General features: G+C 68.0%; 13 protein-coding genes. 8 read left to right on the top strand and 5 right to left on the bottom strand.

The window, feature by feature from the left end; translation table 11 throughout:
* Nucleotides 1–872 (top strand): ABC transporter substrate-binding protein (locus tag VH112_09935; GenBank protein ID HEX4540551.1); only part of this gene is annotated, 872 nt, incomplete at its 5' end.
* Nucleotides 873–955: 83 nt separating this feature from the next.
* On the opposite strand, the gene VH112_09930 is transcribed toward VH112_09935, so the two are convergent.
* Entirely contained in the window at nucleotides 956–1,975 is a 1,020-nt protein-coding gene (locus VH112_09930) for a phosphotransferase family protein (GenBank protein HEX4540550.1), read from the bottom strand.
* On the bottom strand, nucleotides 1,972–3,273 hold the full coding sequence (locus VH112_09925; GenBank protein HEX4540549.1) for an acyl-CoA dehydrogenase family protein: 1,302 nt from the start codon (nucleotides 3,271–3,273) through the stop codon (nucleotides 1,972–1,974). Before VH112_09925 ends, VH112_09930 begins: the two co-directional genes overlap by 4 nt.
* Between VH112_09925 and VH112_09920 the strand changes: the two genes are divergently transcribed.
* Nucleotides 3,273–3,986, top strand: coding sequence for a TetR/AcrR family transcriptional regulator (locus VH112_09920; protein ID HEX4540548.1), 714 nt, complete (start codon nucleotides 3,273–3,275; stop codon nucleotides 3,984–3,986). The two genes, VH112_09925 and VH112_09920, sit on opposite strands and share 1 nt — an antisense overlap.
* Nucleotides 3,987–4,094: 108 nt before the next feature.
* On the opposite strand, the gene VH112_09915 is transcribed toward VH112_09920, so the two are convergent.
* Entirely contained in the window at nucleotides 4,095–5,723 is a 1,629-nt protein-coding gene (locus tag VH112_09915) for an OB-fold domain-containing protein (GenBank protein HEX4540547.1), read from the bottom strand.
* A 119-nt stretch (nucleotides 5,724–5,842) separates the two neighbouring features.
* Between VH112_09915 and VH112_09910 the strand changes: the two genes are divergently transcribed.
* Nucleotides 5,843–6,589, top strand: coding sequence for an SDR family oxidoreductase (locus VH112_09910; protein ID HEX4540546.1), 747 nt, complete (start codon nucleotides 5,843–5,845; stop codon nucleotides 6,587–6,589).
* A gap of 52 nt (nucleotides 6,590–6,641) precedes the next feature.
* Here the strand turns inward: VH112_09910 and VH112_09905 are convergent, their stop codons facing one another.
* On the bottom strand, nucleotides 6,642–7,412 hold the full coding sequence (locus VH112_09905; protein ID HEX4540545.1) for an SDR family NAD(P)-dependent oxidoreductase: 771 nt from the start codon (nucleotides 7,410–7,412) through the stop codon (nucleotides 6,642–6,644).
* A gap of 121 nt (nucleotides 7,413–7,533) precedes the next feature.
* On the opposite strand from VH112_09905, the gene VH112_09900 reads away from it, so the two are divergent.
* Together VH112_09900 and VH112_09895 are read left to right on the top strand one after the other, a co-directional pair.
* Complete coding sequence (locus tag VH112_09900) at nucleotides 7,534–8,736, top strand: CoA transferase (protein HEX4540544.1); 1,203 nt, start codon at nucleotides 7,534–7,536, stop codon at nucleotides 8,734–8,736.
* Between the two features lie 24 nt (nucleotides 8,737–8,760).
* Complete coding sequence (locus tag VH112_09895; GenBank protein ID HEX4540543.1) at nucleotides 8,761–9,585, top strand: SDR family oxidoreductase; 825 nt, start codon at nucleotides 8,761–8,763, stop codon at nucleotides 9,583–9,585.
* 726 nt (nucleotides 9,586–10,311) lie between these two features.
* On the opposite strand, the gene VH112_09890 is transcribed toward VH112_09895, so the two are convergent.
* Nucleotides 10,312–10,581, bottom strand: coding sequence for a hypothetical protein (locus VH112_09890; GenBank protein HEX4540542.1), 270 nt, complete (start codon nucleotides 10,579–10,581; stop codon nucleotides 10,312–10,314).
* Nucleotides 10,582–10,852: 271 nt separating this feature from the next.
* Between VH112_09890 and VH112_09885 the strand changes: the two genes are divergently transcribed.
* The 3 genes from VH112_09885 to VH112_09875 form a co-directional block, all read left to right on the top strand.
* Complete coding sequence (locus VH112_09885; GenBank protein HEX4540541.1) at nucleotides 10,853–11,446, top strand: hypothetical protein; 594 nt, start codon at nucleotides 10,853–10,855, stop codon at nucleotides 11,444–11,446.
* 55 nt (nucleotides 11,447–11,501) lie between these two features.
* Complete coding sequence (locus VH112_09880; GenBank protein ID HEX4540540.1) at nucleotides 11,502–13,064, top strand: hypothetical protein; 1,563 nt, start codon at nucleotides 11,502–11,504, stop codon at nucleotides 13,062–13,064.
* A 16-nt stretch (nucleotides 13,065–13,080) separates the two neighbouring features.
* Nucleotides 13,081–15,392 (top strand): ATP-binding cassette domain-containing protein (locus VH112_09875; GenBank protein HEX4540539.1); only part of this gene is annotated, 2,312 nt, incomplete at its 3' end.

Genomic DNA, 15,392 nt, shown 5'->3' with positions numbered 1-15,392 from the left:
CGTCGCAGGGCATCCCGGTGATCGGTGCGGCAGAGGACGGGACCGAATGGATCACCAGCAACAACATGTTCGGTGTCTTCGGCTATACGGACCCGAGGATCGTCACGACCACGTACGGCCAGTACTTCAAGATGCAAGGCGCGACGAACGTGGGCTCGCTTGGCTACAGCATCTCTCCCTCATCGGCGGAATCTGCCAAGGGGGCAGCGGCATCGGCGGAAGCTGTCGGACTGAAGGCCGGCTACCTCAACGCCAACTTCCCCTTCGGCAGCACCAACGTCCAACCGGTCGCCTTGGCGATGAAGTCCGCTGGCGTGGACGCTGTCACCGCCTCCACCGACCCCAACAGCGCTTTCGCGCTGATCACCGCGCTCAGGCAGGTGGGCGCCAACCCGAAGGTGGCGGTGTTCGCCACCGGCTACGGTGGCGACCTCCAGCAGGCCGGCCCCGACGCACAGCAGGTCGCGCAGGGCCTCTCGTTTCTCTCGACGTGGGAACCCGTCGAGCTGCACACGTCCGCGACCACGCAGTTCCAGAACGACCTCAAGAGCGTCGGCATCACGACCGACCCGACGTATGCCGAGTATGCGGGCTACACGTCGATCGCCCTGCTCGTCCAGGGGCTCCAGGGGGCGGGCTCCAACCCGAGCAATTCCTCGCTGATCAATGCCCTGTCTCACATCACCAACTTCACCGCCGCGGGTCTATTCGGTAGTCACTCGATCAACCTCAGCCAGCGGGTGGGAAGCTTGGGACCCGACAACTGTTATTGGTTCGCCAAGTACTCCGGGTCCACGTTCCAGCCTGTCTCAGGGGCCGTCCCGCTCTGCGGCACAGTCGTGCCGGGCAAGACGGTCACCCCCTCTTCCTGAGGCATCGGACCTCCGCGCTTCGCCGACCATTCAGCGCAGCGCCGTACCTCAGATCACCGGCTCGGCCCGGATGAGCGCGTCGGTCAATGGCCGTAGTCCGAGGATTCGGCCAGCTCGGCGGCTCCGCGCATGAGCTCGAGGACGATGGGACCGAAGGCGAGAAGCTTCTCGTCGTCGCCCGCCCGCTGGAAGCCCTGCTCGAGGACGATGGCGAGCTTCCACTTGGCGAGGATCACGTAATAGTCGATGTCGTCGACCTGGCGTCCCGACACCTCCGCGTATCGCTGGAGGAGCGCGAGACGCGACGGCATGCCCCTGAGGTCGACATAGCTGGACTCGGCCGCTTCGGGTGCATTGGTGTCCTCGGGCCAGCTCTGGGCCACCCAGCCGAGGTCGAGCTTGGGGTCGCCGACGGTGCCCATCTCCCAGTCCACGATGGCCGCGAGTCGAGCCGGCGCGCCGTGCCGGTACATCACGTTGGCGAACTGGTAGTCGCCGTGCATGATGCCGGGTACGTAATCGATCGGCCGATGGGTCCGTAGCCACTCCGAGGCGACCTCCAGGCCGGGAAGCTCACGACCCTTTATCCGGTCGAGGAAGGCTGTCCAGCGATCGACCTGGCGCTCGTGGAAGGCCTCGGGCCGCCCGAGGTCGAGCAAACCCTTGGCCCGCCAGTCGACCTTCGACAGCAGCGCGATGCCCTCAACGAGCTGGTAGGCCAGCCCGGCTCGCGCCGCGAGATCATCACCGAAGGGCACCGGCCACTGGTCGACCCCCATTGGCGACCAGCCGTCGATGAAGCCCATCAGGTAGAACGCCCGCCCGAGCACTGACATGTCGGTGCACGCAGCGATCGCTTCGGTGTGAGGTACCTCGGTCCCGTCGAGCGCCTCGATGATGCGCCACTCGCGGACGATGCCTTCATCACGCCTCTCGGGGGCCGTGGGCGGCGGGATTCGCAAGGCGGCGTGCAGGTCACCACGACAGATCTCGTAGATCTCGTTCTGCGACCCTCCCGAGACGAAGCGGTGCTCGATGGGCTCGCCCTTGTCCGGCAGACCGATGCTGTCCATCCAGGTTGCCAACCGCTCGAGGTCGATCACAGGTTTCCCACCTCTTGCTCGAGGTACTCGGCGAGCTTGGCCCGGGCAGCGTCGCGCCGCTTTGGGAGGTGCTGGGTCGGCCAGACGTCGTCGCTCGGCTTGTAGTCGCGCAGCACCTGGCGTGCGACCGTCACCTTGTGGACCTCCGTGGGGCCGTCGGCGAGACCCATGACTCCGGCACCGAGGATCATGTCGAGGAACGGCATCTCGTTGCTGACGCCGAGGGCGCCGTGGACCTGCATCGCCCGCCACGCAATGTCGTGCAACACCGTCGGCATGACCACCTTGGTGGTGGCGATGTCCTTGCGGACCTTGCGGTAGTCGTTGAACTTGTCGATTGACCATGCCGTGTAGAGCACGAACAACCGGAACTGCACCAGCTGGGCGTACGAGTCGGCGATATAGCCCTGCACGAACTGCTTGTCGGCCAGGATACTGCCCTGGGTCTCACGGCTGAGGGCACGCTCGCACATCATGTCGAGCGCCTTGTTCGCCAACCCGATGGTGCGCATGGCGTGGTGGATCCGCCCCCCACCGAGGCGCGTCTGGGCGATCGCGAACGCCTGGCCTTCCCCACCGAGGAGCGCGTTCGCCGGCACCCGCACGTCGAGGTAGTGGATGAGAGCGTGCGCGCCTTCGCCGCGCGATTCGCCGGCCAGGCCGATGTTGCGGACGATATCGATGCCCGGCGTGCCGCTCGGCACCAGGAACATCGACATGCCCTGGTAGGCACTCACGTCGGGGTTCGTCACCGCCATGACGATGAGGAACGACGCCGTCTTGGCGTTCGAAGAGAAGAACTTCCACCCGTTGATGACCCACTCGTCGCCGTCCTTCTCGGCCCTGGTCGTGAACATCGTGGGGTCGGCCCCGGCATGGGGCTCGGTCATCGAGTAACAGGAGAAGAGCTCACCGTCGAGCAGGGGCTGCAGGTAGCGCTCTTTCTGCTCCGGCGTGCCGTAGTGGGCAATGATCTCGGCGTTGCCGGTATCGGGCGCCTGACACCCGAACACGATCGGCGCCCATGAGGACCGGCCGAGGATCTCGTTGAGGAGCGCCAGCTTCAGCTGCCCGTACCCCTGGCCGCCGAGCTCAGGCCCCAGATGGGTGGCCCACAGATCGTGGCGGCGCACCTCCTCCTTCAACGGGTCCACGACCCGCCGCCGCGTCTCGTCCAACGGCGTGAACGCGAGCCCCGGCCACACCATGTCGAGGGGCTCGACCTCGTCGCGCACGAAGGCGTCGACCCATTCCAGCTTCTTTTGGAACTCCGGCTCGGTCTCGAAATCCCACGCCATTGGCGCTCTCCTCTCGACCCTGCCAGAATAACGTTCTGATGTCCTCAAATGCAATTCTGCCCGAGCCGACCGACCCCGCTGAGGCGATCGCCCGGCAGACCCTTGCCAAGCGCGGTGCGCAGTACGCGAACGAGGTCCGGCGGCTCCTCGATGCTGGGCTCGACGCCATGCGCAAGTGCGGCACCACGTCAAGCCCGCGGGTCGCCGACATCGTGGCTGCGGCCGGCCTCTCCAACGACGCCTTCTATCGCCACTTCGCCTCGAAGGAAGCACTCGTTGCCGCGATCATCGAAGACGGCGCGGCGCGACTGGCGAGCTACCTGCACCATCAGATGGCAAAGGCACGGACGCCCGAAGGGCGTGTACGACGCTGGGTGGAGGGTGTGATGTCCCAGGCGGCCGACGACGACATCGCCGCCACGACTCGGGCCGTGCTGTGGAACGGCGGCCGCATCAGCGACAGTCTCGGCTCGAACCGGCCGTCGCATGCGGAGTCGCTCGCGGTGCTGCTACGCGAACCGTTCGCTCAGCTCGGCAGCACCGCCGCCGAGACCGACGCCGCGCTCGCCGCGCACACCGTCGTCGGCATGTTGTCGGACCTCTTGCGACGGGGAGTCCGTCCGACACAGGCAGAGATCGACCACATCGCCGAGTTCTGCCTCGCGGCCGTCACGTCCCGACGGGTGTCGAGGTCGACGAAGGAGCGACATTGAACCGTACGACTGGGTCGATCGGAAGGTCACCTGTCCCGGCTCACCGGCTCGAATCGCCCACATCCATCTGCCGCGTCGTCTGCCGCAACCCATGTCGATCCAGCGACATCAGGCACCGTCACGTTGAAGGAGCAGTACGCCCGACGGCGTGCCCCCGCCGGTAGCAACCACCGCGGTGGTCGCACCGTCCACCTGGCGATCGCCAGCATCGTGGCGTAGCTGCGCCACTGCCTCGTAGATGAACCCGAACCCGTGGGTTCGGCCCTCGGAGAGCTGACCGCCGTGCGGGTTGACCGGCAGCTCGCCATCGAGCGCGATCCGGCGACCCTCGTCGAGCCAGTCGCTCGCCTCCCCGAACCCACAGAATCCCAACGCCTCCAGCCAGGAGATGGCATTGAAGGTGAACCCGTCGTACAGCAATGCGACATCGACGTCGGCGGGACGGAGGCTCGTCCTGGTCCAGAGGTGCGCGGCCTGACCCAGCACCTGTGGCTCGTGCGTGAGCGTGCCCTGATCCCACGAGACTCGCTCGAGGATCTGCGTTCCGACTGCCACCGTTCGCACCGCTGGCTTGGGCAGGTCGCCTGCCACCGACGCGTCGGAGACTATGACGGCGACCGAGCCGTCGCAGGGAACGTCACAGTCGTACAACCCGAAGGGGCTCGTGATCGGGCGAGCGGAGAGATAGTCGTCCATCGTCATGGGCTCGCGGTAGATCGCTGCGGGGTTGCGGGCCGCGTTGGCCCGCCCGTTGAGCGCGATGTAACCGAGCATCTCCCGGGTGGCGTCGTAGCGGTGCAGATACTGGTTCGCGTTCATGCCGATCCAGTTCGCCGCCGACATGGCGCCGAACGGCGCGCGCCACTCCATCAGGGCACCAGTGGAGCGTCCCGCGGCGCCACCGCCCATTCGGAGGGCTGCGTAGGTAGATTCCCAAACGGTACGGAAGCACAGAACGTGAGTGCACAGCCCGCCGGCGACGGCCAGCATCGCGGCGGTCACCGCACCCCCTGGCCCCGGGAGATCGCCCCCGCCATTGATCCAGGTGGGATGGAGCCGCAGGGCCTCTTCGACGGCGGTCACACCACCCTCGCTCATCCCGACGCCGGCGGCGCCAGGGTAGGTCGAGAGCCCGTCGATGTCGGCCAGCGTCAAACCGGCGTCGGCGACCGCAGCCAGGCACGCGTCGATCGTGAGTGACAGCGGATCGACCATCAGGCGGCGTCCGAGAGCCGACCGGCCGATCCCCGAGAGGACCGCCCGATGCTCGAAGCGCTCGGAGCTCGCAGGCCGCCGCGGCGAAGGCCTTTCCGGTGGCGGGATCCGATCCACCGGATCCGTGGCGCCGGTCGGCTCGAACAACGGGAGCCAGACCTCCCCCTGCGGGTCGAACCGGACGACCACCTCTTGACCGATGTGCACCTGGCCCGGCTCACACCCGATGATGTTCGTCGTGAGGCGCACCGTCGGGTCCTCGGCGAGGGCGACGTTGGCCACGACGTACGGTGGTTCGAAGGCCGGCAGCCAGGGATGTGCGTTCACCGTGAAGGCGACGACCGTGGCCCGCCCCGAGACCACCTTCGGCTTCCAGGACCGGCTCCGGCACCGGGGGCAGATCGGCGTCGGCGGGTGAACCATCGCACCGCAGTCCTCGCAGCCCTGGATGCGAAGGGAGCCGTCGGCACCCGATGTCCAGAACCACCGGTTGGCGGGAGTCAGCTCAGGAAGGGGCTTCACCGCTCCTCCATCACAAAGGGCAATGGCGCCGAGGGGAATGGCGCCGGGGGGAATGGCACCGAGGCTGATAGATGGCGACGCACTAGTATCGACATCGACGTCGAGGATAGGTGGGGCGGATGAGGACCGTTGTCGTCGGTGCATCGAGTGGCCTCGGCCGGTGCATCGGGGTGGGTCTCGGGCAGCGGGGAGAGCACGTCGCACTTCTCGCCCGTCGGCACGACCTCCTTCTCGACGCCGCCAAGGAGGCCGGGCCAGGCACGCTGGCCATCAGATGTGATGTCACAGACCAGTCGTCGTGCGACGCCGCCATTGAGGAGGCGGCGACGGGACTCGGCGGCATTGACGGTCTCGTGTACGCAACGGGAATCGGCCCCCTGGCCCGTCTGACCGACATCGACGCGCCGACGTGGCGCCGGACCTTCGACACCAACGTCGTCGGCGCCGCCTTGGTTACCGCCGCGGCCATCCCACACCTGGTGGCCTCAGGCGCCGTCGCCGCCTATCTATCCACGGTAAGCGCGTCACTCACACCACCGTGGCCCGGCCTGGGCGCATACGTCGTGAGCAAGGCGGCGCTCGACAAGCTCGTCGAGGCCTGGCGGGTGGAGCATCCGAATGTCGGTTTCACCCGGGTGATCGTCGGCGACTGCGCAGGCGGGGAAGGGCCGGCGATGACACAGTTCGCGAACAGCTGGGACAGCGAGCTGGCGGCGGAGCTGGGACCGGTCTGGTCGGCTCGCGGCTACTTCGCCGGGTCGCTGCTCGACGCCGACGAGCTCGTGAGGATCGTCGACGCCGTGCTGCAATGTGGGGCCGGCGCCTCTATCCCGTCTGTCGCAGTGGTCCCTCGGCCCCCTGCCTGACCACGGCGCTGGAAGGAAGCCAACATCGAGGAGCGCACCGATGGCGGTGCTACTACTTGGGCGCGAAGCGCAGAGCGCCGTCGAGCCGGATGTTCTCGCCGTTCAGGTAGGGGTTGCGTGCGATGGACTCGACAAGCAGCGCGAACTCCTCCGGCCGTCCCATCCGCTTCGGGAACACGATGCCCTCGAGCAGACCTTCCTTCACCTGCTCGGGGACGTTCAACATGATCGGTGTCCCCATGGTGCCGGGAGCGACGGCACACACCCGAACGCCGATGGGCGCCAGATCGCGTGCCATGGGTAGGGTCATCCCGAGGATGGCGGCTTTGGCCGACCCGTACGCCACCTGACCGATCTGCCCCTCGTAGCCTGCGATCGAAGCAGTATTTACGACGACGCCGCGCTCGCCCTCCTGGTCCGGCTCGTTCTTCGCCATGGCCGCCGCCGTGAGGCGGCTCATGTTGAAGGTCCCGATGGCATTCATCTCCATGGTCATGACGAAGGCAGATTTGTCGTGCGGCGTGCCGTCGCGCCCGACGGTGCGGCCACCCCCAACCCCCCCTCCGGCCACATTGACCAGGAGCGAGAGGACACCGAGCGACGAGGCGGCATCGATGGAGGCAGACACGTCCTCGTCGTCCGTTACGTCGCCGCCGACCGCGATCGCGGGGTCGCCGAGCTCCTTGGCGAGCTCGCTGGCGCGGTCACCGTCCCGGTCGAAGATGGCGACGGACATACCGGACCCGACCAGGTGGCGGACCGTCGCAGAGCCAAGCCCGCCGGCGCCCCCGGTGACGATAGCGGAACGTCCCTCCAGCTTCACCAGTTCCTACCTTTCTTGCTGATCTGGCATCATTATTGACGTCGATGTCAGAATAGTCCGAGAGGCCGTAGCCGGTCGAGGGCTCGCAGGGAGACTTCGGAGGAGATTGATGACCGCAGTCATGCAGGGCGTCCGCATCCTGGAGGTTGCGGAGCACACCTTCGTGCCGGCGGCGTCGGCCCTGCTGGCGGACTGGGGCGCCGATGTCGTCAAGGTCGAGATGGTCGAACGCGGGGATGCCATGCGGGGGCTGGCGTCGACCGGGGTCGTCGCTGTCCCCAACGACGTCCACGCCCTCCTCGAGCACTCCAACCGCGGTAAGCGCAGCTTCGCCCTCGACCTGTCGTCGGCCGAGGGCCTCGATGTTCTCTACAAGCTGGCCGCGCACTCCGATGTGTTCCTGACCAACAAGCTGCCGGGGATCCGCAAGAAGCTCAAGATCGACGTGGACGACATCCGGGCACACAACCCTCGGATTATCTACGTCCGCGGCACCGGCCAAGGCGAGCGCGGGCCCGATGCCGACAAGGGTTCGTACGATTCGCTTGCGTTTTGGTGCCGCGCGGGCACGGCGCTCGGCGGCAAGCCGCCGGAGCAGGAACGGGTGCCGATGCAGCCGGCCCCCGGGTTCGGGGATTCGATCGGCGCCATGACCATCGCTGGTGGAATCATGGGCGCGCTCTTCCACCGCGAACGGACTGGAGAAGCGACCACCGTGGACGTGTCGTTGCTCGGCACCGGGATGTGGGCGATGGGCCAGGGGATCGCCTTGTCGCTCCTCCTGGACAAGCCATTGACGGCGCCACCCGCCGACGCACCGCGGAACCCGCTGTCCGCCACCTATCAGACTGAGGACGGACGCCACATCTCACTCTGTTGTCTCCAGGCGGGGAAGTACTGGCCGCGGCTGTGCGAGGTGATCGGGCGTCCGGAGCTCGTCATGGACCCCCGCTTCGCCGACCACGCCTCCCTGCTGGCCAACAGCGGCGCGGCGAGCGACATCCTGCGCGCCACGTTCGCGCAGCGCTCACTGGCGCAATGGCGCGAGGATCTGGCAGATTTCGATGGGCAGTGGGCCGTGGTGCAGCACAGCATAGAAGCGGCCGCCGATCCTCAGAGCGCCGCCAACGGTTATGTGCAGGACTGCAAGACCGCGGCAGGCGTCCCGTTCCGTCTCGTCGCCGCGCCCGTCCAGTACGACGAGCAGCCCGCGAGCCCCGGACGTGCTCCCGAGTTCAACGAGCACGGCGACGACATCCTCGGTGACCTGGGGCTCGACTGGGATACCATCGTCGACCTGAAGGTCCGCGGCGTCGTCGGTTGAGCCCCTTTGCAAGGAGAAGATGACATGTCGCTGTTCGACGCATTCCGGTATGACGGCAAGCGAGCCCTCGTCGTAGGGGGCGCGAGCGGGATGGGGGCAGCCACCGCCAAGCTGTTGCAGGACGCCGGGGCCGAGGTCGTGGTCATGGACTTCGCCGAGGTCAACCTCCCCGGAGCCAAGGCCATACATCTCAACCTGGCCGACCCCGTGTCCATCGACGCCGCCGCCGACGAGTGCGGTGGGCCGGTCGACACCCTGTTCTCCTGCGCAGGGGTCGCTGACGGGACGCCGGATATCGAGAAGATCAACTTCATCGGGCACCGGCACCTGATAGACCGTCTCCTGGCGGGTGGCTTGCTGCCTCGGGGCTCGGCCATCGGGTTCATCTCCTCGGCTGCCGGACTCGGATGGGAGGCGAACCTCCCACAGCTCATCGAGTTCCTGGCGAAGCCGGACTTCGACTCGGCCGTGGCGTGGGTGGGCGAACACGGCAAGGCGGACTACATGTTCAGCAAGCAGGCGATCTGCGCCTACGTCGCCCAGCAGGCTTATCCCCTGCTGAAGCAGGGGATACGGATCAACGCCATTTGTCCCGGGCCGACCGACACGCCCCTCGCGCAGGCGAACAAGGAGCTGTGGCTCGGATTCGGTGCCGACTACCGCGGCGAGGTCGGGGTCGAGGCGTCCACGCCGTCGGAGCAGGCCTCTGCCCTCGTGTTTCTTTGCAGCGATGCGGCCGCCGCGATCTCGGGCATCACCATGGTCACCGATGCCGGCTACTTCAGCTCGGGCATCACCGAGTCGTTCCCCCCGGCCACCGACATCGTGAAGTTCCTGCTCGGCAGATAAGAAATCGCGCCCCTGCCGCACCGTTGCCGAACCGGCATCGACGTGCACGTCGACGGGATGAGTATGCCGCCGTTCGCGGGCCGGGCATGGTCGTGCGAGCGGGCGGCGGTGACAGGGCTGTGCGCCCCGGAGTCAATCGGTCGAGCCGTTCGCTCGGGCCCGCCGAGCCCATCGTCGGGAGAGCTGCCGATGCCATAGCTGCCGGCAGCCGGCTCGAGCGGCACGGGTTGGAGATTGCATTTCTCAAATTTTGAGAGTAGGGTTCTTGTCTGGCAAAGGCGAAATTTACCGAAGCCTGGTAGGATTGCGTTGACTCCGATGTCAAATTAAGGACCTTTGGAGTGCTGGGGTATGGGGGCCAAGAAAGTTAGACAGAGCTCGCCGCAACGTGGGGCCCGCTCGGACGGGGGTTGGTCGTGATCCCCCTGCTCGATGGCACGACCGCGGCCGGCGGCAGCCATGGTTCTCAGTCCGACACCCTGGTAGCGGGAAAGCAGCGCGTCGATCGGAGCGAATCGAGGCTGGGGAGCACGGGTCACGCATGAAGCGTTTCGATGCGCCGTTCACGGCCTTTCGCGTCTGGTGGCGGGAGGCATCGAACGGCCCACGGTCCCGGGCGATCGCGGCAGCGACCGGAACGTTTGCGTTCCTCGTCTGGATCGCGGTCCCGTCCGGGGGCGGCCTGTTGAACAACGTCGCAGCTGGCTTCCCGACCAGCGCGACAGGTCAGTCGGGCAACGCCACGGCACCTCCCGGCGGCCAGGGGGCACAGCTGGCGTCGGACGCCTCGATGCTGGCAACTCCTTCCTCGGACTCTGCTGGCGCCGCCGGCCTTGCACCTGACAACAGCCTGAGCTCGCCCTCGGGCGACAGCGGAACGGGCGCAGGCGCCTCGCCCGACTCCGCCAGTGCGCCGAGCGGGCCTGGTCCGATTGCCGCACCCGGTCCGACGACACCGAGCTCGACCTGCCCGGTGTCGTTTCCCTCCACGAGCACTCCGGCCGACGGCCTCGCTGCCCAGCTCACCGCGCTGTGCGGACAGCTTCTCGCCGGAGGCTCCGGCCCGGTCCCCGCCGGATCAGTCCCCGGCGGCGGGTCTGCCGGCCAAGCCGGTGCGGGACCGGCACAGGTGCCCAGGCAGTGGATGTACCTCGACGTCCCGGTCGCGGCATCGGGAGCCCCGAATGCCAGCTGGGGCCCCGTGCTCTCGGCCGAGATGGGAGGGAGGAGTCCAACCGTGCCGGTGGGGCTGGTACAAGGAACACCGGTGCCCCCGTCACTGGCAGGCACCGTCGGTGACCTCGTTCAGCGCGGCGTCCTGCTCCAGCTGGTCCTGGTGCCCCAGCTCACCGCGCCGGGTGGTGCGCCGGCTTTTGCCTCCTGGGTGGCCCAGGTCCTGAGCGTCCTCAAGCCGGTGCAGCTGGTGGCGATCGGAACGGGCGGGCCCACACGGGGCTCGAGCGCCGCCACCGTCGCCTCGTACACGGTCGCCGGGCTCACCGCGGCGCGTCAGGCGCCCAGTCCACCGACCGCTGGCGTCATGTGGCTCGACGGCGGCACGGAGAGTGCGGACGCGCCGGTGTGGTCGTCGCTGGAGTCGGCTGGCGCCTGGTCGCAGACGTCGTTCGTCGCCAGAGCACTCGACGCAGCTGGCGCGTGCCCCTCGCCAGCTGCGTTCGCCGCCACGTTGCGTCGCCACCCAGCTGCCGCCGGGCTGCCTGTCATGTCAGAGGCGGTGCAGGCTCCGGCCCCCGCCAGTTGGGTAGCAGCCGATGGCAGCTGCCTGAGGGGCTCGGTGGCGCAAGGTCCCGCAGCCTCGGTGGCGATGTGGCGGCTGTGGGAAGGGCCGGTCTCCAAATGATCAGGGCCCTGCAGATCCAGCGCGACAACAGCGCGCGGCCAAGCAAGGGGAGGGCATGACAGCCATGGATGGAGCGACGGCCACGACTCCGTTTCTCGAGTTCCGACTGTGGTGGCGACGGGCATCGCCCGGCAAGCAGGCCGCCGCAGTCGGCGCCATGGCCACGGCCCTGGCCCTCGTCGCATGGATGGCCGTCCCCCTGGCCAGTGGGGGGCCCTCCACCAACCTCGGGGCGGGATTCGGGAGCGGGGCCCGAGGCACCAACGCCACCGGGGAACCGGCGGGCGCGTCTGCAACCACTGGCACCGCTGCCACCACAGCTACCGCAGGCCCAGGGTCCGCAGGCGCGACAGGAGCAGCAGGTGGACCCGCAGGGGGCAGCGGCGCGACCGCCGGAGGCGGGCTGCCTGGCACACCCGGAGGGTCTCTGGCGGGATGCTCTGGCCCACAGAAGACCATGAACGTGGGCGTGGTCCTGGTCGACAGCGGCGGGCTCAACAACGTGTTCGGGGCTCCCACACCCAGCCAGCAGCAGGGCATGTGGAACGCCATGTTCGACGCGATCAACAAGTCCGGCGGGGCGGCGTGCCAGAAGATGGTCCCCGATTTCCAGACCAACAACGAGTTCAACCCCTCCAGCGCCCAGAGCGCGTGCCTTGCCTTCATCCAGCACAAGGACTTCGCTGTTCTATTCGGCTTCCTGCCCCAGAGCCCGGACACCTGCCTGCTCCAGGCCCACATCCCGGTGTTCGAGGACCTCGAGCTCTCCCAGGCCGACGTCCAGCACTACTACCCGTACTACTTCAGCGGGGACGGGGCGCTCCAGGTCGTGTACCGCAACTGGGCCTTCGCTTCGAAGCAGTTCAACATGTTCGACCCCGGCCATGGCTTCAAGAAGCTCGGGATCTTCTACAAGGACTGCCAGCCCGAGGTGAACCAGGCGATGCTCGCTGACCTCCAGGCCGCCGGGCTTCCTTCGAGCGCCATCGATCGTTATGACCTCGGCTGTCCCTCCGCCTTCGCCTCGCCGGGTGCGATCGAAGCGGGTGTGGTCCAGTTCAAGAAGGACGGGGTCACGACAGCCACGATCGACAACGACCTCGAGGACATGCAGAACATCACCAAGCAGTCCCAGGCGCAGGGCTTCAGGCCCCAGTGGACGATCCCGGATGACGGAAGTGTCGCCATCTCGGGCAACCCGGCGTTCGCTCCCGACCCGAACAACTTCGACAACGCCCTGGCCATCACGCCCGAGCAGTACGGGGCACAGACCACGCCCGGGTTCAAGGAGGACCCGACCACCGTCCAGTGCGACCAGATCATGACGAGCCACGGCCAGCCCGGCGCCATCGCCTCGACGGACCAGTTCTCGGGGGCGGTCTGCGACACGGCGTGGATGTTCGCCGCCGCGGTCGACCACGCTCCCAGCGTGGCCCCGGGCCAGGTGGCGGCCGGGCTGCAGCGGGCCGGCCCGGTGCCGTTCTCCTTCCCCTATGGGCCCAACAACTTCTCGGCTCCGGGCACGACGTGGGGAGGCGAGTTCTGGCGGGCCGTCACTTACCACACCTCCTGCCGCTGCTGGCAGCTGGACAGCCCGAGCTTCTCGCCTTCCTTCTGATGGCTAGGAGACGACGATGACCTCCGGCACCCTCGTACTCGGCTTGATCAACGGGACGCTGACCGGGCTGCTGGCCGTGGGCATCGTTCTGGTCTACAAGTCGAACCGGTTCCTGAACCTGGCTCACGCCCAGCTGGGCGCCTTGTCCGCCCAGCTGCTAGCCAAGTTCGTCATCGACTGGGGCTGGAGCTGGTGGGTCGCATTCGCGGTATGCGTGCCCGTCGGGATCGCCGTCGGAGTGGGCGTCGAGCGCTGGGTCGTGCGGCCCCTGCGGGCCCGATCGGCGTCTGCGGTCTCGCTGCTGCTGGTGACCGTCGGGGTCACCCAGGTCCTGCTGGCCCTGGCCCTGATCCCGGCCCTCGGTCCCAACGGCTCGAAGGCGGTCTATACCGGCTACCCACTGCCGTTCCACGCCAGTGTGCACGTGGGCGGCGTGATTCTCAGCGGGGCCGACATCATGGTGCTGGTCCTGGCTCCGCTCATCGTGGCCGGCCTGGCCGTCTTCCTCCGGTTCACCCTCCTCGGCACCATGATCCGGGCGGCCGCGTCCAACCCGGACGCAGCGCGGCTGTCGGGCGTGTCCGCCACCCGGGTCTCGGCCATCACCTGGGCCATCGCCGGCGGCCTGTCTGCGGTCGCCGCCATCCTCCAGAGCCCCTCGTTCGGCTCGAACGGGGCCTCTGCCGCGGCCGTCCTCGGGCCGCAGCTCCTCCTGCTCGCTCTGGGGGCGGCCGCCGTCGGCGCGTTCACGTCGCTGCCCGCTGCCCTGGGCGGCGGACTGCTCATCGGACTGGCACAGCAGATCACGCTGGCTGTCACCTCGAACGCGGCGACCTCGGAGCTCGTCGTCTTCCTCTTCATCATCGGCATCGTGTTGGTCCGCGGCGGCGCCATCGGACGGGTGTTCGCCACGGCGGGCGCGATCGTGGAGGACCGGCCACCCCTCCGCATCCCCGAGGCCATCCGCGACCGTTTCACCGTCCGCTATGGCCCCCGCACCCTCTTGATTGGCGCCCTGTTCGTGGGGCTCATCGTTCCGGTGCTTCCCATCTTCAACAGCGAGGGAACCCGCTTCGACCTGGCCCTCGTGCTCATCTACGCCGTGGTCTCGCTGTCGCTGACCGTCGCCATCGGCTGGGCGGGCCAGGTGAGCCTCGGCCAGTTCGCCTTCGTGGGTGCCGGTGCCTTCGTCGCCGCCCACCTGATGCCCAAGGGCTGGTCGGTGCTCTTCCTGCTGATCGTCTGCGGCCTGGTGGGTGCCGCCTTGATGGGCCTCGTCGCTTTGCCCGCCCTGCGCGTGCCCGGGCTGACCTTGGCCGTGACCACTCTCGGCTTCGCCGTCGTGGCACCTGACTGGCTGTTCCACAAGGGCTGGTTCGGGTCGGCTCAACCCTTCGGGATCGTCCTCCAGCAGCCGAGCCTCGCCGCCGGCCTGGGGAGCCCATCGTCACAGCTCGCCGTCTATTACATCGCCCTTGGCGTGGTGGTGGTCGCCGCGGCCGCGATGTGGGCCCTCCGCCGTTCGCAGCCGGGGCGGCTCATCATCGCCGTTCGGGACGACGAAGCTCGGGCTGCGTCGTTCCGGGTGACCCCCACGACCGTCAAGGTGGGGGCCCTTTGCGTCTCGGGGTTCCTCGCTGGCTCGGCCGGCGTGCTGTGGGCCGACGCATGGCGGAACGTCTCCGCCTCCCAGTTCCCAGCCGACCTGTCCCTCGCCGTGCTGGCCGCGGTGGTGATCGGCGGGATCGGCTCGGTGACCGGGGCCGTGGCCGGTGGGGTCGTCGTCTACGGGCTGACCTTCTTGGTGAGCCCCTATGTCTCGAGCCTGTTCAGCTCGCAGGCCGGCTCCGGCGTCGGTTTCGAGCTGCTCTTCGGCGGCCTGGGTCTGGTCCTCGCCCTTCGCAAGTACCCCCAGGGGATCGCGGGCGCGGTGCAATCGTGGTGGCAGGGCCGCCTGGACCTCCTGGCCGCGGAGACGAAGGAGCGCGACGTTGCCGCCGCCGACTCGCCGGCCCTGGGTGTCGAGGACGTTCGGCTCTCCTTCGGGGGCCACCACGCCCTCGACGGCGTGTCCATCGAGGTCCGAGAGGGCGAGATCGTCGGTCTGATCGGACCCAACGGGGCGGGCAAGACCACGCTGTTGAACGTGGTCTCCGGGGTGCTGTCGGCCGCCGGTGGCGCTGTGGCCGTGGGCGGCGTGAACGTGAGCCAGTATCCCCCCGAGCTGCGGGCCACCTTCGGCCTCGGGCGCAGCTTCCAGCAGGCGACGCTGTTCCCCGGCCTCACCGTGACCGAGACCATGCAGGTTGCCATGAGCACCCAGCACCG

The sequence above is a fragment of the Acidimicrobiales bacterium genome (assembly GCA_036270875.1).
Classification (GTDB): Bacteria; Actinomycetota; Acidimicrobiia; order Acidimicrobiales; family AC-9; genus AC-9.
This window is presented reverse-complemented; position numbering and strand designations above follow the sequence as displayed.